We start from the raw sequence: 19838 nt of genomic DNA on the forward strand, positions 1-19838 counted from the left end.
CCGGCGGTGCCAAATCCGCCGAATTCTTGGTGCGGTCTTGCAGTGGTTTGTTGCGCCGCACGGGCTGAGGCAGCCATCATGCAATCAGATGGTTGCATGTGTTTTGCCCGGGATCCACGTGGTGGCGTCAGCGCTGACACCAGCAAGCCAGTGGATGCCGGCGTCGACCTGCGAGGGCGGCGACCCGGCTGCGGCTTGCGAGTGCCTGGCAGCGCCCGGGGACCTGACTCAATTCCTACTACTTCACCACCAGGGCAACAACCGAGCGCCCGTCGATGATGAACGGGGACACGGCTCGGCCGCCTGCCAGGGTACGGCAGTGATCGATCAGCCGGCGCTCGGCTGGCGTGATCTGGAAACGGGCCTGCACGGACTTGATGAACGCCAGCAAGTCGGGATTGCGGTCCCGGAGCGACAGCTCCAGCACCACTTGGGGATCAACGTCCATCAGCTCGGCCAGGGGCTCGAACTTGGACCAGGGCACGCACATGGCGCCGAGCCTGAACATCGCGATGATGTTTCCCCGGGTGTAGCCGAGGTGCGCGGCGATCTCGTCGTCAGACAGGCCGCTCTCGGCTTGGAATGCGGTGATGAGCTCGCCAATGGTCTTGGCGGGCTGCGAATTTGAAGAAGTGGGGGTGGTGTTCATGGGAATCTCCGGTTCAGTCAGCAGCACCATGCAGCTGGTCTGAAACCATTATTGAAGCTGAGAATCGCATCAACGCTGGCAATCGTGCTGGCAAATTCAACCCGTCCGAATGCCACCACCTGGCCCTATAAGACTTTCATTCAATTTTCTGAAAAAACTTCAGCAAGGGCCTGAAACAATCACGGATCAGCATAAGGGGTACAAGGTTCCCGTCAGTCTCGCTGAATACAACATCAACGACAAAACTCACGCATTCCTGTTGCCCCCGTGCACGCACATTGAATTTCTCGGTCGTGCTATACAACCGTACAATGTACGAGGTGCAGATCTATTTTTTGCTACAGGCTCTTGCTAGAACTGACTTGTTAAAGAGCGCTGTTATAGGCAACAGCCTTCGTGAGCCGGATTCGCGGTCAGTCACCTATGAGTGACGCTGCGCCCGGGGCCATCGCACCGCTCGAAACTCGTGCCGACATGCGACGGTCGAGTTGCTGCAGGGCGTTGCCAATCCGGGCGTTCGCCTTCACGTGCCGATCCAACTTCACCATATCCACGGGTACCTGACGGCGGGCCCTGTTACGGACCGCCGCCTCTGTGAGCTTGCCGGCTTCCACTGGCAAGCCCTTGCCCAACGCGAATGCCCCAACGCCAGCGCGGGCCCATCCCCTGGCGATCCGCCTCTTCAAGGCGGCAGTGGCGGGTCTCTCGCGCCGAAGGCGCTCCCGCACACCGTGGATCATCCGGAAGTGCTTGCAGAAGGTCTTTCGGTAGTTCTGCGTGAGCATGTCACCCACACTGACCACACCCATCTCCAGCAAGGCACCTCGGCGCACTGCCAACTCAATGCGGACGCAGTGCGCCTCGATCGGTAGTTCCTTGTTGTTGTCCGTCCGCTTCAAGTAGACCTTGGCCTGCATCCAGTCTCCACGGCCACCCCAGAGCAACTGCTCTTCAGCGTCGGGGAATCTGTCGTGAAATGGCACTGGTGCCACACCCCGACTCTTCACTCCCCCACGTCGTCGATAACCGTACAGCGCTACATCCTCAGGCCGATACCGACCTGCAATCGCGGCGAATGTCCGGCGCAAGACAGTTTCCCTGTCATATGCCGAAAGGCCATCCACAGAAAAGAAGTCGACGGCTAGCTCATACTCCATTAACGCAGCCATCGGCACCGTCTTGCTTAGATTATAGAGATCGTCCTCGGTTGGATCATGTAAAGTTGAGACGCCCTTGTTGGGCACCCACTGGGCTTGCTGACCACCTGCAAACGCTTGACCTAGCTTGGCCTCAGTCACGATCGTGACGAAGTCAATCTTGGCACGAATCTTCAGTCGGTCGAAATCAAAATCCGGTGGGCCGCCTGTCACGAGCACCTCTGCAGTACCTTGTCACTGGTGCCAGGGAATCCGGCACTCGCGACTTGATTATTGGGAGCGTGACAGGTTGAAGTGGCACTTTAGAGCGGTGCACCTAAAAGTTTGCGGGGATGGGGGAGCAGCCGCGCCAGTTCAGGCGATCACCGCCGCCACCCACTACACACACGGCCCCCGCTGCGCTGCCAGTACGGGCTACCTCCGGTACGGCACAAGCCTAGCCCGCCAGCACAGCCCCACTTCCCGACGGGTAGACACCCGGCCGCGGCTGATCTCGCCGCGCTCCTACGAATGGGTGGTACAACGTGGGTGTGTCTCACGCGCTGGCCCAGGGGCCATAGACATGGAGCGGGTTCCCATCACCCGCTCCAGATGCAAGAAACGCAGCCCATGGGCTGCGTTTTGCTTTGGGTTGGGGCCGCGCGCTACTTGAAGAACAGCGACACGAAGCCCAGCGTCAGCGACGGGAAGAACAGCAGCAGCAGCATGCGCAGCACGTCGCTGGCCAGGAAGGGCCACACGCCCCTGTAGGTCTCGGCCATCGGCACGTCGCGCGCGATGCTGTTGACGACGTAGACGTTCAGCCCCACCGGCGGCATCGTCATGCCGATGCCCACGGTCATCAGCACCAGGATGCCGAACCAGATGGCCTTGGCCTCGGGCGCCAGGCCGAACAGGTCGAGCGCCATCACCGCCGGAAAGATCACCGGGATGGTCAGCAGCATCATCGACAGTTCGTCCATCACGCATCCCAGCACGATGTAGATCGCCAGGATGGCCGCGATGATCCACAGCGGCGCGATCTGCAGGTGTCCCACCCAGTCGGCCACGCGGGTGGGCATCTGGGTCAGCGCCAGGGCCGAGTTCATCATGTCGGCGCCCAGGAAGATCAGGAACACCATCGCCGAGGTCTCGGCCGTGCCGAGAAAGCTGCGCTGGATGCCGCCCCAGCCCAGTTCACGCCGTGCCAGCGCCGCCACGAAGGTGCCCACGGCGCCCACGGCCGCGCCTTCGGTGGGCGAGAAGATGCCGCCGTAGATGCCGCCGAACACCACGATGAAGATCACCGCGATCGGCCACACGGCCGCCAGGGCGCGCCAGCGCTGCGGCCAGGGCGTGGCCTGGCTGGGCTGGGCCAGCTCGGGCTTGAAGCGGCACACCAGCATGATCACCGCGATGTAGCCGATCACCGCCAGGATGCCCGGCACCATGGCCGCGGCGAACAGCTTGCCGATGTTCTGCTCGGTGAGGATGGCGTAGACCACCAGCGGCACCGACGGCGGGATCAGGATGCCCAGCGTGCCGCCGCAGGCCAGGGCGGCGGTGGTCAGCCGCCCGTGGTAGCCATGGGCCTTCATCTCCGGGTAGGCCACCTGGGTGATGGTGGCCGAGGTGGCCACACTGCTGCCGCACACCGCGCCGAAGGCCGCCGCCGACAGGATGGCCGCCATCGCCAGCCCGCCGCGGATGTGGCCGACGAAGGCCGCCGCCGCCTGGAACAGTGCCCGGCTCAGGCCACCCTGGGTGGCGAACTGGCCCATCAGCAGGAACAGCGGGATCACGCTCAGGTCGTACACCGTCAACCGGGCCACGGCGCTGCCCTTGAGCAGGTTCAGCAGCGCCATGTCATTGGTCATCGCCCAGTAGCCCAGGGCGCCGGGGATGAACATCGCCACCGCGATGGGTGTGCGCAGCGCCATCAGCGCCAGCATGCCGGCGAAGATCAGCAGACCGATGGTTCCGGGGCTCATGAGGGCACCCCGTCGGCCGGCGCCGGCGTGCCGGCGTCCAGACCACGCAGCTGCCGCAGGCCCTGCCACAGCGCGATCAGCGCCGTCAGCGCCAGGCCGGGGGCCAGCATCGCGTAGGCCCACCACATCGGCAGGCCGATGATCATCGTGGTCTCGCCGGCACCCGACACCGCCAGCGCGCCGGCGCCGGTCCGCAACGACAGCAGCACGCACATCACCGCCAGCAGCACGCTGCCGATGCCGTCGAGCGCGCGCTGCGGCCGCTGTGGCAGCTTCTGGGTGAAGAAGTCGACGATGATGTTGGCACGCTGCAGCTGGCACCAGGGCAGGTACAGCGAGATGCACAGGGCGATGCCCATCTGCATCAGCTCCACATCACCCGGGATGGGCTTGGACACCGTGGCCCGCATCGCGATGCTGACCACGGTGAGCAGGGCCAGCCCGCAGGCGGCAGCGCCTCCGGCGAGCGCGAACCACAGCGCGATGCGCCGGAAGACGGCAAACATGTCGGCGGATTACTTCTTGTATTTCACCAGCAGGTCGCGGGCGTCCTGCAGCATCTGTTTGCCGGGCAGGCCCTTCTTGTCCATGTCGGCGGTGAAGTCGTCGTACAGCGGCGCGGCGGCCTTCACCCAGTTGTCCAGCTCGCTGGCGGGGATCATGGTGAAGGTGTTGCCACGCTCCTGGGCCAGCTTGCGGCCGGCGGCCTGGCTGCCGTCCCAGATCTTGCCGATGGCCTGGCTGTAGGCAGCACCCGAGTTGCCGTCGATCACCTTCTTCAGGTCGGCCGGCAGGCTGTCGTACTTGGCCTGGTTCATCGCGAAGACGAACACCGCGCTGTACAGCGCCGGGCGGCTGGGATCGGTCTCGCTGTGGTACTTGACCATCTCGTGCAGCTTCAGGCTGGGCATCACCTCCCAGGGCAGCAGGAAACCGTCAATCGTGCCCTTGCTCACCGCGTCCACCACCGCCGGCAGCGGCATGCCCACCGGCGACGCGCCCAGCGAGGCCAGCAGCTTGTTGGTCTGCCGGGTGGGCGCGCGCATCTTCAGGCCCTTGAAGTCAGCCAGGGTCTTGACCGGCTTCTCGCGGGTGTGCACATAGCCTTCGTCATGCACCCAGATCGCCAGGATCTTGGTGCCCGGGAATTCCTTCAGCGCGTACTTCTGCAGGTAGTCCCAGGCGGCGCGGGCGCCGACCTCGGCCGAGTTGGTCATGAACGGCAGCTCGAACACCTCCAGCGCCGGGAAGCGGCCGGCGGTGTAGCCCGGCAACGTGATGACCACGTCGGCCACGCCGTCCTTCACCTGGTCGACCAGCTGGGGCGGCGTGCCGCCCATGCTCATGGCCGGAAACACCTGGCACTTCAGCTTGTTGGTCGATTCCTTGGCGATCTTGTCGCACCAGGGGGCGATCACGTTCACCGAGGCCATGGCCTGGGTGTTCCAGATGTGGTGGAACTTCAGTGTCACCTCCTGGGCCTGGGCCAGGCCGGCGGTGGCCAGGGCAGCCGCGGCCAGCGCGGTGCGAATCGTCTTCTGCATGGAGTGTCTCCGGAGCGGTCTTGGGTGGGGGGAGGATGATGCGTGCCCGCCGGCAGGCTGCCTAGCGGACAAACGCGCAAGCTGCAGTGGTCAGGCCCAGACTTCCTGCGCCGTCTCCACCACCAGGCGCAGCTTGGCGCGCTGGGCTTCCACCGCGATGTTGTTGCCGTGCACCGTGCTGCTGAAGCCGCACTGCGGGCTCAGGCACAGCTGGTCCAGCGGGGCGTACTTGGCGGCCTCGTCGATGCGGCGCTTGAGCAGGTCCTTGCTCTCCATCTCGCCGAACTTGGTGGTCACCAGGCCCAGCACCACGATCTTGCCCTTGCCCAGGAAGCGCAGCGGACGGAAATCGCCCGAGCGGTCGTCGTCGTACTCCAGGAAGAAGGCGTCGAGGTTCATCTCCGACAGCAGGGCCTCGGCCACCGGCTCGTAGTTGCCGGCCGCGGCATGGGTGCTCTTGAAGTTGCCGCGGCACAGGTGCATGGCCAACGTCATGCCGGCCGGCTTGTGGGCCACCACCTTGTTGATGAAGCCTGCATAGCGGTGCGGCAGCTCGTTGGGGTCGTCACCGCGCAGGCGGGCGGCCTCGCGCATCTTCTCGTCGCACAGGTAGGCCAGGTTGGTGTCGTCCATCTGCACATAGCGGCAGCCGGCGTCGTACAGGCTCTGCAGTTCGTCGCCGTAGGCCTTGGCCACGTCGTCGTAGAACGCCGGGTCCAGCTCGGGATAGGCCGTCTTGCTGATGCCGGCGCGGCCGCCGCGGAAGTGCAGCATCGTCGGGCTGGGGATGGTGACCTTGGGCGTCAGACCGGCCGCCACCTGGCTCTTGAGGTACTCGAAGTCGGCGCGCTGGATGTCCTTCACGTGCTGCACCTTGTCGACCACCCGGATCACCGGCGGCGCCAGTTCCTCGGTGCCGTCGGCGCGCTTGACCGTCACAGGGATGTCGGTCTTCACGCCGCCCAGCTGCTCCAGGAAATCGATGTGGAAGTAGGTGCGGCGGAACTCGCCGTCGGTGATGCTCTGCAGGCCCACGTCCTGCTGGAACTGGACGATCTCGGCGATGGCCTTGTCTTCCACCGCGCGCAGCTGCTCGGCGTTGATGGTCTTCTTGACGAAGAACTCTTCACGGGCGTCGAGCAGGTACTTCGGGCGCAGAAAGCTGCCGACATGGTCGGCGCGGAACGGGGGCGTGGCGCGGTGGCTCATGGTTGTCTCCAGTGGTGTGGGGCGGGATCGGGGTGGGTCAGGCCGGGTCGGGGCGGTAGGCGGTGTCCAGCACGATACCGCCGCCACGCACCCGCGAGACGCAGGCGCACAGGCGGCGGTTGGCATCGCGCTCGGCCGGGCTCAGGAAGACATCATGGTGGTCGACGCGGCCCTGCACCTCCAGCACATCCATCGCGCACAGGCCGCATTCGCCGCGCTGGCAGTCGCTGAGGGTGGCGATGCCGTTGGCGTCGAGTGCCTGCAGCAGGGTCTGGTCGGTGGCCACCTGGAAGCGCAGGTTGTGGCGCGGCAGGTCGACCCAGAACGGCTCGGCCTCGGTGGCCACGGCGCCAAAGGTCTCGAAGCGCAGCCGGTGCGCCGGTCGGCCACCGGCATGCCAGGCGGCCTGGGCCGCGCGGGTCAGCCCGGCCGGGCCGCACAGCAGCAGTTGCGCATCGGGCTGCAGGCGCGCCACCTCGGCGGCGATGTCCAGCCGCTGGCCCTGGCTGCTGACGAAGGTCTGCAGCCGCTCCCCCAGCAGGGCGCGCAGCAGGTCGGCATAGACCAGGTCGTCAGCGCTGCGCACCGCATACAGCAGGCGCACGTCGGCGCCGCGCGCCACCAGCGCCTGGGCCATGCCCAGGATCGGCGTGATGCCGATGCCGCCGGCCACCAGCAGGTGCTGCGGCGCCCGCACGCTCAACTCGAAGTGGTTCTGCGGCGGCAGCACCTGCAACACGTCGCCCGCCACCAGCGCATGCACGGCGGCCGAGCCACCCCGGCTGGGCTGGCAGCGCTTGACGGCGATGCGCCAGGCCAGGCCGTCGTCGCTGCGGCCCAGCAGCGAATACTGCCGCGTCAGCCTGCGGCCGTCGGCCGTGGTCAGCCGGATGGGCAGATGGCTGCCCGGTGCCGGGCGGCTGCAGCCGGCATCGGGCAGCAGTTCCAGTTCCCGCACGGTGGGGCTCAATGGCGTGCTGCGGCGCACGGTGGCGGTCTGCCAGTCTTGGGAGATGCGCATGGTCGGACGGGGGTGGGTTCAGCGGCCGGCGTGGCGGATCAGCCGCGCGCCGGGCAGTTGCTGCAGGCTTTGCTGGTTCTGCAGGGCCTCGCGCAGGTTGGCATGGGCCAGGCGGGCATGCTCCTGCATCACCGCATCGGCCCGGGCTGCCTCGCGGCGGGCAATGGCGTCCAGCACCGCACGGTGCTGGGACTGCGCCACCACCAGCGCATCGCGTGCATGGGCGCCCGAGGCCCGCAGCATCACGAAGCCATTGGGCGACGCAAACGGCAGCGTGGCGACGCGCTCGATCTGGCGCTGCACCAGGATGCTGCCGGCGGCCTCGGCCAACAGCGCATGGAAACGCGCGTTCTGCTCGCCGTAGGTGACGAAGGCGGCATCGCTCAGCTCGGGCGGCGCCAGGATGTCGTCGATGCGGGCCACCGCATCACGCAGACCGGCCAGCACCACGGTGCTGGCGCCGCGCTCGGCCGCCAGCCGGGCGGCCAGGCCTTCCAGCGTGCCGCGCAGCTCGATGGCGTCGCAGATGTCGGTCTCGGAGAAATCCCGCACCGCGAAGCCGCCCCCTTGCAGGGCTTCGAGCAACCCTTCTTCGGCCAGCCGCACCAGGGCTGCGCGCACCGGCGTGCGCGACACGCCCAGCCGCTCCACCAGCGCCAGCTCGGGGATGCGGGCGCCGGGCGCCAGTTCACCGCCGAGGATCAGCTCGCGCAGGCGCAGCTGGGCGCGCACCGTCTGCGAGCCGGCGCCGTCGTCGCCATCGACCGCAGCAGCGGCCTTGGCCGGGGCCTGCGCCGTCATGCCGCCGGCCGCAGCGGGATGGTGCGCGGCCCGGGCGCGGGCGCCTCGGCCGCCACCAGGCGGTCGATCAGCTTGCGGGCCCACATCGACCCGGCGTCGATGTTGAGGTTGTAGAACTGGTGGTCGGGGTGCTCGTCGATGGCGCGCTGCTGCGCTTCCAGCACCGCCTCGTCCTCGCGGAAGATGCCGGCCACGCCCTCGCGCAGCTCATGGGTGATGCGCTGCTCGTTCAGGCAGTAGTTGCGGGCGAAGGCCCAGAAGTAGTGGCAGCTGCGGTCGGTCTCGGGCGTGATGGTGTTCAGCACGAAGCCGTTGACGCCCTGGCTGCGGTCACCCGGGTTGTCGCCAGAGGGTGGTGCACCGGTGCCGGCCACCGCCACACCCACGTCGATCGTCACGGTGCAGGGTGCCTCGAAGCGGATGATCTGCCAGCGGTCCACCGGCCCGGCGTAGCCGCGTGCATGGCGGATCTGCCCGGCCCAGAACGGCGGCGGCGTGATGCCTTCCATCCAGCGGGTGACGGTGGCGAAGCGGTCGCCATGGGTGGCGACGAACGGCGCCTCGGCCACTGCGCGGTCGCCGATGCTGCTGCCGTGCACGAAGGTCTCGTGCGTCAGGTCCATCAGGTTGTCGACCACCAGGCGGTAGTCGCATGCCACCCGGATCATCTTGCCGTCGCCGGTCCAGCCCGGGCTGTCGTTCCAGTGCAGATCGGGGATCAGCGCCGGGTCGGCCAGGGATGCATCACCCGGCCACACCCAGATGAAGCGGTGGCGCTCCACCACCGGGTAGCTGCGCACGCAGGCCGACGGGTTCAGCGTCTCTTGCGACGGCATGTGTGTGCAGCGACCCTCGGCATTGAATACAAGACCGTGGTAACCGCAGACCACCTCGTCGCCGTCCAGCCGGCCCATGGACAGCGGCAGCAGGCGGTGCCAGCAGGCATCCTCCAGCGCGGCGGGGCTGCCGTCCTGCAGGCGGTAGAACACCATCTTGCGGTTGCAGATGGTGCGCGGCAGCAGCACGCGCTTGAGCTCCACGTCGTAGGCAGCGGCGTACCAGGCGTTCAGCGGAAAGTGGGCCATGGGCGACTCCATCCAGGCTTTGTATACAGCCTGAATTCTGTCGCGGCGCCAGGGCGCTGGATCTAGGGTTTTCCCGGGCTACTCGGGGCCGAGCTCATCCCACGCGGGCCAGCAGTTGCTGCAGCGCCTGCCAGAAGCCGGCCGGCTGCTCCAGCACCGACAGGTGCGCCGCCTCCAGCACGCTGAGCTGCGCACCGGGGATGCCGTCGGCAACCGCCTGGGCCATGGCGACGGTCGATCCGGCGTCCTGCGCACCGGCCACCACCTGCACCGGGCAGCGGATCGACGCCAGCGCCGGCCGCCAGTCGGCGCTCTGGATCGCCAGCGCCGCCAGCGCATAGCTTTCGGCATCGGCACGCAGCAGGCTGCCCCGCACATCGGCCGCCAGCGCCGGCTGGCTGGCGCGCGTGGCATCCGACAGGAAGCGCTCCAGCACCGCATCCGCCACCGCCGCCATGCCGCCGGCCCGCACCGCGGCCGCGCGCTGGGCCAGGTTGGCGCGACCGGACTCGGGATAGGTGGCGGCGGTGTTGGCCAGCAGCAGGCCGCGCACCAGATGCGGGTAGCGGATGCCCAGGCCCTGCCCCACCAGGCCGCCCATCGACAGGCCGACGAACACCACCGGCCCGCGGCCCCATTCGGTGATCAGCCGGGCGGCATCGTCGACCAGGTCGTCCAGGCTGTAGACCGTCTGCACGGCCGCCGAAGCGCCCTGCCCCCGGTGGTCATAGCGCAGCACCGGGTGCTGCGGCGCCAGTGCGGCCGCCAGACCGTCCCACATCTCCAGCCGCATGCCCAGCGCATGGCTCAGCACCACCGGCACGCCCGGCTTGGCGGCATCCACGGGGCCCTGCAGCGCCACCCGCAGCTGCGGCAGGCTGAAGGTGTGGTGGGTCTCCACCCGGTGGCCGGGCAGCAGCGGCGCCGGGTCGAGCGCGATGCCCTCGGCCTGGCAGATGCCCACGGTGATCTTGAAGGCGGTGTTGGCCGCGGGCACGCCGCAGTAGATGGCGCCCTGCATCAGCGCCTCCTTGATCACCGCCAGCGGCACGCCGCCGCGCAGGGCGGCACGGCAGTGCAGCTCGAACTCTTCCCAGCGCGCCAGGCCCATGGTCATGCCCAGCACCAGCAGGCGCCGGGTCTGGGCATCCAGGCCGGGGCGGCCCCAGATGTCGTGCCAGGCATGACGGGTGACCTGGCTCTGGAACTCGGCGTTGAAACTGTTGGCCTGGCCCAGCGAGCGCTCAACCCAGGCGTCGCCCAACATGGCACGCCGGTTGATTGCGCCCCGGTCCAGATCGTCAGGGCGCTCGGCGCTCATGCTGCGGTCCCTCAGGCGGCCGGCTTGTCGGCGGCCAGGCGCTCCACATGCCACTCCACCAGCCGGGCCATGTTGCCCAGCGAGATCTGGTGGGCATGGATCAGGCCCATCAGGCCGTTGCGGGTGAGCGCCACCACATCGGCATCGCTGAGCTTGTTCAGCTTGTCTTCGTCGACGGTGAGGAAGCCGTCGACCGTGAGCTTGCTGCCGTCGGGCAGGGTGGCGTCGAAGCGCATGTCGCGCAGCAGGCCCTTCTCCACCAGCACCGCGCCCGCCATGCGGGTGCGCTCCACCTCGGTCTCGAACGACTCGAGCTGCTGCTGCACGTTCTTGGTGAACGCGCTGGGCTCGGTGGCGCTGTCGAACAGCACCTCGCCCTGGCTGCCGAAGCCGGGCCAGGATTCGTCGAAGCAGACCACCATCTCGGTGGGCGCCACGCGGGCCAGCGCAAACGGGTACAACCGCAACACGGCCGGCACATAGCGGGTGCGCCAGCCGTTGGCATCAACGCAAAGGTTCTTGCCCTGCTGCAGGCCGAACACCGCGATCGGCGCCACCTGCGGCTTGCCGGTGTCGTCCTGGCCGGCTGCCACCCAGACCACCGGGAACTCCTTGCAGGCATCGCTGAACTCGGTGCCGGCGACAAAGAATGCGTTCAGGCCACTGACGGTGCCCAGGTCACGCGCGGCCAGGTCGAGCTTCAGGTCACGGTGCTTCACCCGGTCGAGGGCGACGACTTTCTTGTGCAGGTTCTCGTTGATCATCGGGCATCAATCCTTGGTCTTGGTCTCGGGGTCCGGGTTCGCCAGGGCGCTGACCAGCACCTTGTCGACACGCTTGCCGTCGAGGTCCACGACCTCGAAACGCCAGCCATCCCATTCCACCACATCGGCCGTTTGCGGCAGCCGGCCCAGCAGCAGCATCACCATGCCCGCCAGCGTGTTGTAGCGGCCGCGGTCTTCTTCCGGCAGCTCGCGGAGCTCGAGCCGGTCCTTCAGCTCAGGCACCGGGATCAGGCCGTCCATCAGCCAGCTGCCATCGGCGCGGCGCACCGCCCAGGCGTCGTCGGCGCTGGGCGGCGAGAACTCGCCGGTGATGGCCTCCAGCACATCGCGCACGGTGATCACGCCCTGCACCGCGCCGTATTCGTCGACGACGAACACCAGCTCGGCGCCCGTGCCACGGAAGTGGTCCAGCAGCTCCATGCCCGAGAGCGTCTCGGGCACGAACACCGGCGACTGCATCAGCGCGCCCAGGTCCGGCATCTCGCCGCGCGACAGCGGCACCAGCAGGTCCTGCGCCTGGATCACGCCGACCACGTCGTCCAGGCCGTTGCGGCACACCGGGTAGCGCGAGTGGCCGTGCTCGGTCATCTGCGCCAGCAGCTCGGGCAGCGGCGCGTGCTGGTCCAGCCAGGTGATCTCGGCCCGGGGAATCATCATCGAGCCGATCTGACGGTCATCGAGCCGGAACACGTTGCGCACCATCTGGTGCTCCTGCGCCTCGATCACGCCGGCGTCCAGGCCTTCCTCCAGGCTGGCGGCGATCTCCTCTTCCGTCACGCTGCGGTTCGGCGCGTGGCGGATGCCCAGCAGTTTCAGCGTGGCCTCGGTGGCCGCCGACAGCAGCCACACGAACGGCCGCGTGGCCGCCGACAGCCAGTTCATCGGCCGGGCCACCAGCACCGCCACCCGCTCGGGGTACATCTGGCCCAGGCGCTTGGGCACCAGCTCGCCGAAGATGATGGTCAGGAAGGTGATGATGATCACCACCAGGGCGGTGCCGGTGATGTCGGCCACCCGCTCGCTCATCATCGGCAGCACACCCATCAGCCAGTCGGCCAGTGGCCTGGAGAACGCCGCCTCGCCAACGATGCCGTTGAGCACGCCGATCGAGGTGATGCCGATCTGCACGGTCGACAGGAACTTGTTCGGGTCGTCGTGCAGTTCCTGGGCTGCCGGTGCGCCGGGGTCGCCGGCTTCCACCAGCACCGCCAGCCGCGCCTTGCGGGAGGCGGTGAGCGCCATCTCCGACATCGCGAACAGCGCATTCAGCAGGATCAGGAAGAGCAGAAGGGCAACGTCCATGCAGCGGCATCGAGCGTGGATGCCCCGTCGGTTCAACAGGGCCAGGAGCGTAGCAGAATCAAGCCATGCACTACTTGATCGGCGACCTGCAGGGCTGCTGCGACGCGCTGGACCGCCTGCTCGCCGAACTCGGCTTCTCGCCCAGCCGCGACAGCCTGCATGTGCTCGGAGACCTGGTCAACCGCGGGCCGGCCTCGCTGGCCACGCTGCAGCGCCTGCGCGGCCTGGGCGCGGCCGCCACCTGCCTGTTGGGCAACCACGACCTGCACCTGCTGGCGGTGGCCACCGGCGGCCAGCGGCCGCACCGCCACGACACGCTGGACGACATCCTGGACAGCCCCGACCGCCCGGCGCTGCTGGACTGGCTGCGCCACGGCAAGCTGGCCGACATGGCGCATGGCTGGCTGCTGGTGCATGCCGGCGTGGTGCCGCAGTGGACGGCGGCGCAGACCCTGGCACTGGCCGCTGAGGTGCAGGCGGTGCTGACCGGCCCCGGCCTGGGCGATTTCATGAACGTGATGTACGGCAACCAGCCGGCGCGCTGGGACGACAGCCTCGCCGGCCATGACCGCTGGCGCATGGTGCTCAATGCGCTGACACGCATCCGCTACTGCACACCCGACGGCACGCTGGAGTTCGACACCAAGGATGGCAGCGGCGTGGCACCGCCCGGGCACCTGGCCTGGTTCGACGTGCCGGGCCGGCGCACTGCCGAGCAGCCGATCGCCTTCGGCCACTGGTCGACGCTGGGGCTGCGCAACCGGCCCGACCTGCTGTCGCTGGACACCGGCTGCGTCTGGGGCGGTGCGCTGACCGCCGTGCGGGTGGACGGCGGCCGCCGCGAGGTGACCCAGGTGCGCTGCCCCGAGGGCCGCACGCCGTTCTGATCAGCCCGGGCCGCGCAGGCCCGGTTGCCGCGCCAGCAGCCGCCGCACCCGCGGCATCGTCAGCATGGTGCTGCCCACCGCCATCAGCAGCAGGGCGGTGAAGGCGTCGCTGCTGATCACCTGCTTGTCCAGCAGCACATTGGCAAAGATGATCATGATCAGCGCCTTGGTCTGCAGAAGCCAACCGATCAGCGCCGCCTCGCCCGGCGGCCAGCCCAGGAGGCGGCCGGCCAGCCGCAGGCCCAGCAGCTTGCCGGCCACCGCAGCCACCAGCAGCAGCGCCGCGGCGGCCAGCACCAGCGCCCCGCCCACGCCCCACTGCGTGCGCAGGCCGGTGGACAGGAAGAACACCGGCATCAGCACCAGCAGCACATGGTGGCGCAGTTGGTCGCGGTGGTGCTGGTCGAACCAGTGGGCATCGATCACCACACCGGCCAGGAAGGCGCCGACCATGTAGTGCAGGCCCGACCAGTCGGCCCCCAGCGCGCACACGGCCAGCCACACCAGGGCGATGGCCCAGCGGTCGGGCTCGGGCACCCGTTGCATCAACCGGCGCAGCGCCAGGCTGGCCAAGGCGAAGGCCAGCAGGAACGCCAGCTGACGGCCGACGCGGGTCCAGTCCAGCAGGATCAGCGCCAGCACCGCCCAGATCGCCAGGTCGTCCAGGCTGGCATAGCGCAGGATGCGCTGGCCCAGCGGCTGGCGCAGCAATTGCAGCTTCTCCAGGAACAGGATCAGGATGGGCAGCGCGGTGACCGCGCAGGCCATGCCGATGCCCAGCACGAACTGCCAGCGTGTGCCGGCCGGACCGATCCAGCCGTTGCTGACGGCCAGCAGCGCCAGGGCCGCCAGGGCACCGGCGATCATCGGCAGGCCCAGCGCCAGGCCCGCGGTGATGCTGCTCTCACGCCGGTCCTGCCAAGCCTCGCGCAGGTCCAGCTCGATGCCGGCGATGAAGACGAACAGCATCACCCCCCACCAGGCCACGCCCTGCAGCGCCTGCACCACCGCAGGGGTGAAGACCAACGCGAAGGCCTGCGGAAACAGCGCCCCCAGGGCGCCCGGGCCCAGGGCGATGCCGGTGAGGATCTGCACCACCACCAGGGGCGCGAAGGCATCGGTGCGCCCAAGCCGCCACACGAGGTAAGGCAGGCTGAAGATGACGACCATCGCGATCAGGAACAGCTCGGCGGTATTCATGGCGGCGCGCAGTGTGGCACGCGCGGCGTGGGCTCAGCCGCCAGCCCAGGCATGCCGCAGCAGCAGGCCGGCCAGGCTCCACATCGTCACGCCGATCACGCCATCCAGCAGCTGCCAGGCCCGCGGCCGCGCGAACCAGGGCGCCAGCCAGCGCGCACCGAAGCCCAGCAGGCTGAACCAGCCCAGGCTGGCACTGCAGGCGCCGGCGATGAACCAGCCACGCAGCGCGGCCGGCTGCTGGGCGCCGATGCTGCCGACCAGCAGCACCGTGTCCAGGTAGACGTGCGGATTCAGCAGGGTGAAGGCCGCGGCCTGGGCCAGCACCATGCCGCGCCCCTGGCCCGCGCTGCCGCCGGCCGCCTGCAGGCTCTGGGCCTGCCGCGCGCGGCGAAGGGCCCGCCAGCCATAGACCGCCAGGAACACCGCACCGGCGGCCGCCAGCGCCCGGGCCAGGTCGGGACGCACGCCCAGTGCCTGGCCCATGCCCAGCACGCCGGCGGCGATCAGCAGCGCGTCGGCCGCCGCGCAGAACAGCACCACGCTGCCGACATGGGCGCGCTGCAGCCCCTGGCGCAGCACGAACGCGTTCTGCGCGCCGATGGCCACGATCAGCCCCAGGCCCAGGGCCAGGCCCTGGGAGAACACCGCCATCCCGGCGGCCGACATCGGATGCGACACCATCATCCGCTCAGCTTGCCAGCCGCAGCGGATGAAGACAAACTGAATCGACTGAATCTGCTGAAGAGAAACTGAATCGATGCTGGACTATGCCGCCCTCAGCGCCCTGGCCGCCGTGGTCCGCGAGGGCAGCTTCGAGCGCGCCGCCGCGGCGCTGCATGTGACGCCCTCGGCCGTCTCCCAGCGGGTGCGCCTGCTGGAGGAGCGGGTGGGCTGCGCCCTGGTGGTGCGCGGCCTGCCCTGCCGGCCCACCGACACCGGCCAGCGGCTGTGCCGGCATGTCGACCAGGTGCGCCTGCTGGAGCAGGACCTGCAGGGCGCCCTGCCCGCGCTGGCGCCGGGCGGCGGCGTGCGGGTCACCCTGCCGGTGGCCGTCAATGCCGACAGCCTGGCCACCTGGTTCGCGCCGGCCGTCGCGGGATTCGCGGCCGACGCGCCGGTGCTGCTGGACCTGGCCGTCGACGACCAGGACCACACCGCCGACTGGCTGCGCCGCGGCACCGTGCTGGCCGCGGTGACCGGCACGGCCCGGCCCGCCGCCGGCTGCAACAGCCGGCCGCTGGGCGCGATGCGCTACATCGCAGCCGCCAGCCCGGGCTTCGTGGCGCGCTACTTTCCGGCCGGCGTGGGTGCCGCCAGCCTGGCGCAGGCGCCCAGCCTGGTGTTCAACAGCAAGGATGCATTGCAGGCCCGCTGGGTGCAGCGCCTGTGCCACCGGCCGGTGGACCTGCCGGGCCACCGTGTGCCGTCGCCGCAGGCCTTCGTGGCGGCGGGGCTGGCCGGCATGGGCTGGGGCCTGCATCCGCTGGCGCTGGTGGACCACCATCTGCGCGACGGCACACTGGTGGCCCTGGTGCCCGACACGCCACTGGATGTGCCGCTGTACTGGCAGCAGGCACGCGCCACCGGTCAGGTGCTCGACGGCCTGACCCGCGCCGTGGTGGCCGCCGCTGCAGCCGCGCTGCGGCCGGCCTGAGCGCCACGCCTAGAATCTGCGGTCTGGAAGCGTGGCAGAGTGGTCGATTGCACCGGTCTTGAAAACCGGCGACGGGCAACCGTCCGTGAGTTCGAATCTCACCGCTTCCGCCAGGATCCGATGTTTGCCGCCTGCCGGCGCGCGGCGCATGTCGACAGGCACATTGGCGTCAGGTTGACGACCGCCCTGGTTTTGTCCGCGCTTGCGGCACCACGCCCCGCAGCACCTGCGCCAGCGACTCGGCGCGCGCCACGATCTGCTGCGCGGGCACACCGGCGAACGACAGCAGCAGCCCCGGCTGTGGTGCAGTCACCGCATAGCTCGACAGCGGAATCACCGTGACGCCGCGGGACGCGGCATCGGCGGCCACGGCCCGGTCATCGCATCCCGCCGGCAGCGACAGGGCGAGGTGCACGCCACGCGGGCCACCCAGCAGCCGCATTGGCGGACGCGCCGCCACCAGCGCGGGCACCTGCTGCAACAGGGTCTGCACCAGGATCTCCCGGCGGGCTGCAAACGCCTCCCGCAGGCGGCGCACATGCGCGGCGTAGTGGCCCTCGGCCATGAAGCGCGCCATCGTCAGCTGCAGCAGCTGGTCGCCATCGCGGTCGTAGTCGGTGGCCGCAGATGCAAACACCTCGGCCAGCACAGCCGGCACGATGGCGAAGGCCAGGCGGATGCCGGGGAACATCGTCTTGCTGAAGCTGCCCAGGTAGATCACCCGGTTGCCGGCGCCGGTGGTGGCGTCCAACCCCTGCAGTGACGGGTGAGGCGCGCCGCTGTAGCGGAACTCGCTGTCGTAGTCGTCTTCCAGCAGCACCGTGCCGTGGGCGCGGGCATGGTCCAGCCAGGCCTGCCGGCGCGCCGGTGACATGGTCACCCCGGTGGGGAACTGGTGCGAAGGGGTCAGGTAGGCCAGCTTGGCGCCCGGGCCGCCTGGTGCGGGCGGCACCACCGCGCCGTCCGCATCCAGCGGCAGCGGTTGCAGCACCAGGCCCAGGTCCTCCAGGGCGCGGTGGGCGGCCCAGTAGCACGGGTCCTCGATCCAGGCCCGGTCGCCCGCATCGCACAGCAGCCGGGCGACCAGGGCGATGGACTGCGCCGTGCCATCGGTCAGCACCACCTGCCCGGGGGTGCAGCGCACGCCGCGTGTGGCATGCACATGGGCGGCGATGGCAGCCCTCAGCTGCGGCGCGCCGCCCGAATGGCCGCGGCCCAGCTGCGCCGCATCAGTGTGCCGCAGGCCCTCGGCCATGAGGCGGTTCCACAGCGCCTGGGGAAACAGCGTGGCGTCGAAAAGACCGGGGCAGAACGGCCGCTCCACCCAGAAGCGGTGCAGCGGATCACCGCGGTAGCGCCGGCCGCGCTGAGACAGTTCCGGCGGCGGCGCGGCGGCGGGCGCGGCTGGCACCGCTGCCGGCAGCTGCACGCCGTCCTGGACCAGCGGCCGCACAAAGGTGCCCGATCCATGCCCGGCCACCACGAAGCCTTCGGCACCCAGCTGGGCATAGGCCGCCACCACGGTGTTGCGTGCCACGCCGATGCGATCGGCCAGCGCCCGGGTGCTGGGCAGGCGGCTGGTGGGCTGCAGCACGCCCTGCTGGATCGCACCGCGCAGGGCCTGGGTCAGCTGCGCGCCGCGTGCCTGCCCGCCTGCGTCTGCGCGGTGGCGCAGCACCCATTCGGCCAGGCTGTCGGTGATGGGAAGCAAGGGCATCGGTGGCGGCAGACGGGCAGGCAAGACAGCGCAAGGAAAGTGGACCCATGCTAGCCCGGCACAGTGGTCCAGTTCCGCCGTGTGGTGGTCCCTAGCATCCAGCCTGCCCTCCCCTCCACGCCCCGTCCCGGGCCCCACAGCGCGATCACCTGCCATGCGACTTGTTGCCCCTGAAGCTGCTGCACTGGCGGCGGCGCTCGATGCGGCCGACGCCCGCAGCGTGGAATGCGCGATGGCCGACTTCGGCTCACGCGCACGCGGCAAGCGGGTCAGCCGCGGTGACTTCTGCGCCGCCGGTGGCTGCGCCCTGCCCACGGTCACGCTGGGCATGGGCATCACCGGCGGGTCACCGGCCGAGGTCTTCGGCAGCCTGCTGCCCCAGGCCTATGCCGACATGCAGTTGGTGCCCGACCTGCAGACGCTGCGCCCCCGCCCCGGCCGCCCAGGCGAAGCCACGGTGCTGTGCGAACCCGCTGGCCAGTGGCTGTCACCGCGCCATGGCCGCCTGGTCGACGCCGCCGAGTTCTCGCCGCGCGCCGCACTGCGCCGGGTGCTGCGCGCCTACGGCGCTGCCGGCCTCACCGTGGTGGCCGCGCCCGAGCTGGAGCTGTACCTGCTGCAGCGCAGCGAGGCGGGTCTGACCGCCGCCACGCCCTGGCCGGGCGCGCCGGTGCGCGAATCGGCCTGCGAGCCCTATTCGCTGGAGCGCAGCACGCACTTCGAGGCCTACTTCGACGCGCTGTATGCCGGGGCCGGCAGCCTGGGCATCTCGCTGTCGGGCCATCTGCACGAGGCCGCCTACAGCCAGTTCGAAGTGAACTTCGAGCCCGGCGAGCCGCTGGCCCAGGCCGATGCGGTGTTCCGCTTCAAGCGCCTGGCGCGGGAACTGGCGGCCCGCCACGGCTTCCTGGCCAGCTTTGCGGCCAAGCCCTTCCTGGACCAGCCGGGCACCGGCATGCACTGGCATTTCAGCCTGCAACGCCAAGCCGATGCCTGGCCGCCTGTGTTTGCCGACCCGCAGGGGCGGTCGACACCGGCGCTGTCGCATTTCCTCGCCGGCCTGCAGGCCGGGGGCGCGGCGGCCATGGCCTTCTTCGCGCCGCACGACATGTCCTACGAGCGCATCCGCCTCAGCGATTCATCGCCCACCCATGCCGACTGGGGAGAGGACGACCGCCACGCCGCCTTCCGCATCCCGGCCTCCGGCCCGGCGGCCCGGCGCGTCGAGAACCGCCTGCCCGGCGGCGATGCCAATCCCTACCTGGTGGTGGCGGCCACGCTGGCCCTGGGACTGGACGGCCTGCAGGCCGGCGTGCCCGCCAGCGCCGGCAAGACGCCCGCCATGGCCCTGCCCCGCAGCCTGCCGCAGGCACTGGATGCGCTGGCCGACAGCTGCAGCTTGCGCCGCTGGCTGGGCGCGCCGCTGCTCGATCTCTTCCAGGCACTCAAGCGGCATGAGCACGCCGAACGCCAGGCCCTGGCCGATCCCCGCGCCGACTGGGACTTGAAGCACCTGACCGAACTGGCCTGACGGCC

At 69.5% G+C, this 19838-nt stretch carries 18 protein-coding genes and 1 tRNA gene; 4 read left to right on the top strand and 15 right to left on the bottom strand.

What is annotated here, in order from left to right:
* Positions 1–238: 238 nt before the first annotated feature.
* From FFT10_RS03565 to FFT10_RS03620, 12 genes are all read right to left on the bottom strand, one after another.
* The gene (locus FFT10_RS03565; protein ID WP_137731363.1) at positions 239–649 is read right to left on the bottom strand and encodes a hypothetical protein; all 411 of its coding nucleotides are present in this window, start codon (positions 647–649) and stop codon (positions 239–241) included.
* Between the two features lie 413 nt (positions 650–1062).
* Positions 1063–2025: a hypothetical protein gene (locus FFT10_RS03570; protein WP_137731364.1), complete on the bottom strand. Its 963-nt coding sequence runs from the start codon at positions 2023–2025 to the stop codon at positions 1063–1065.
* Between the two features lie 425 nt (positions 2026–2450).
* Positions 2451–3776 (bottom strand): TRAP transporter large permease, encoded by a 1326-nt coding sequence (locus tag FFT10_RS03575; RefSeq protein WP_137731365.1) that lies wholly within the window; start codon positions 3774–3776, stop codon positions 2451–2453.
* Positions 3773–4282 carry a TRAP transporter small permease gene (locus FFT10_RS03580; protein WP_137731366.1) on the bottom strand — a complete coding sequence of 170 codons (510 nt, stop codon included), beginning with the start codon at positions 4280–4282 and terminating at the stop codon, positions 3773–3775. Before FFT10_RS03580 ends, FFT10_RS03575 begins: the two co-directional genes overlap by 4 nt.
* A gap of 9 nt (positions 4283–4291) precedes the next feature.
* On the bottom strand, positions 4292–5320 hold the full coding sequence (locus tag FFT10_RS03585; protein WP_137731367.1) for a TRAP transporter substrate-binding protein: 1029 nt from the start codon (positions 5318–5320) through the stop codon (positions 4292–4294).
* Between the two features lie 90 nt (positions 5321–5410).
* A complete protein-coding gene (locus FFT10_RS03590) occupies positions 5411–6529 on the bottom strand; it encodes a 5-methyltetrahydropteroyltriglutamate--homocysteine S-methyltransferase (protein ID WP_137731368.1) in 1119 nt (372 codons plus the stop codon).
* A 37-nt stretch (positions 6530–6566) separates the two neighbouring features.
* Positions 6567–7550: a PDR/VanB family oxidoreductase gene (locus FFT10_RS03595; RefSeq protein ID WP_137731369.1), complete on the bottom strand. Its 984-nt coding sequence runs from the start codon at positions 7548–7550 to the stop codon at positions 6567–6569.
* 18 nt (positions 7551–7568) lie between these two features.
* Entirely contained in the window at positions 7569–8351 is a 783-nt protein-coding gene (locus tag FFT10_RS03600; protein ID WP_137731370.1) for a GntR family transcriptional regulator, read from the bottom strand.
* Positions 8348–9436: an aromatic ring-hydroxylating dioxygenase subunit alpha gene (locus FFT10_RS03605; protein ID WP_373282449.1), complete on the bottom strand. Its 1089-nt coding sequence runs from the start codon at positions 9434–9436 to the stop codon at positions 8348–8350. Before FFT10_RS03605 ends, FFT10_RS03600 begins: the two co-directional genes overlap by 4 nt.
* A 94-nt stretch (positions 9437–9530) precedes the next feature.
* Positions 9531–10757 carry a bifunctional 4-carboxymuconolactone decarboxylase/3-oxoadipate enol-lactonase PcaCD gene (gene pcaCD, locus FFT10_RS03610; RefSeq protein ID WP_137731372.1) on the bottom strand — a complete coding sequence of 409 codons (1227 nt, stop codon included), beginning with the start codon at positions 10755–10757 and terminating at the stop codon, positions 9531–9533.
* An 11-nt stretch (positions 10758–10768) separates the two neighbouring features.
* Positions 10769–11521 (bottom strand): SapC family protein, encoded by a 753-nt coding sequence (locus FFT10_RS03615; RefSeq protein WP_137731373.1) that lies wholly within the window; start codon positions 11519–11521, stop codon positions 10769–10771.
* Positions 11522–11527: 6 nt separating this feature from the next.
* Positions 11528–12844 carry a hemolysin family protein gene (locus FFT10_RS03620; RefSeq protein ID WP_137731374.1) on the bottom strand — a complete coding sequence of 439 codons (1317 nt, stop codon included), beginning with the start codon at positions 12842–12844 and terminating at the stop codon, positions 11528–11530.
* 65 nt (positions 12845–12909) lie between these two features.
* Between FFT10_RS03620 and FFT10_RS03625 the strand changes: the two genes are divergently transcribed.
* The gene (locus FFT10_RS03625; RefSeq protein ID WP_137731375.1) at positions 12910–13731 is read left to right on the top strand and encodes a symmetrical bis(5'-nucleosyl)-tetraphosphatase; all 822 of its coding nucleotides are present in this window, start codon (positions 12910–12912) and stop codon (positions 13729–13731) included.
* Here the strand turns inward: FFT10_RS03625 and FFT10_RS03630 are convergent, their stop codons facing one another.
* A complete protein-coding gene (locus tag FFT10_RS03630) occupies positions 13732–14931 on the bottom strand; it encodes a cation:proton antiporter (protein ID WP_137731376.1) in 1200 nt (399 codons plus the stop codon).
* Positions 14932–14964: 33 nt separating this feature from the next.
* Complete coding sequence (locus FFT10_RS03635) at positions 14965–15615, bottom strand: LysE/ArgO family amino acid transporter (protein WP_373282450.1); 651 nt, start codon at positions 15613–15615, stop codon at positions 14965–14967.
* A 73-nt stretch (positions 15616–15688) separates the two neighbouring features.
* On the opposite strand from FFT10_RS03635, the gene FFT10_RS03640 reads away from it, so the two are divergent.
* Both FFT10_RS03640 and FFT10_RS03645 read left to right on the top strand, forming a co-directional pair.
* The gene (locus tag FFT10_RS03640) at positions 15689–16585 is read left to right on the top strand and encodes a LysR family transcriptional regulator ArgP (protein WP_137731378.1); all 897 of its coding nucleotides are present in this window, start codon (positions 15689–15691) and stop codon (positions 16583–16585) included.
* A 25-nt stretch (positions 16586–16610) separates the two neighbouring features.
* Positions 16611–16698 (top strand) — tRNA-Ser (locus FFT10_RS03645).
* Positions 16699–16754: 56 nt separating this feature from the next.
* On the opposite strand, the gene pdxR is transcribed toward FFT10_RS03645, so the two are convergent.
* The gene (gene pdxR, locus FFT10_RS03650; RefSeq protein ID WP_162520683.1) at positions 16755–18302 is read right to left on the bottom strand and encodes a MocR-like pyridoxine biosynthesis transcription factor PdxR; all 1548 of its coding nucleotides are present in this window, start codon (positions 18300–18302) and stop codon (positions 16755–16757) included.
* Positions 18303–18456: 154 nt separating this feature from the next.
* Between pdxR and FFT10_RS03655 the strand changes: the two genes are divergently transcribed.
* A complete protein-coding gene (locus FFT10_RS03655) occupies positions 18457–19833 on the top strand; it encodes a type I glutamate--ammonia ligase (protein ID WP_162520684.1) in 1377 nt (458 codons plus the stop codon).
* The last annotated feature ends 5 nt before the right edge of the window (positions 19834–19838 follow it).

It is taken from the genome of Pseudaquabacterium pictum (assembly GCF_005403045.1).
Classification (GTDB): Bacteria; Pseudomonadota; Gammaproteobacteria; order Burkholderiales; family Burkholderiaceae_C; genus Pseudaquabacterium; species Pseudaquabacterium pictum.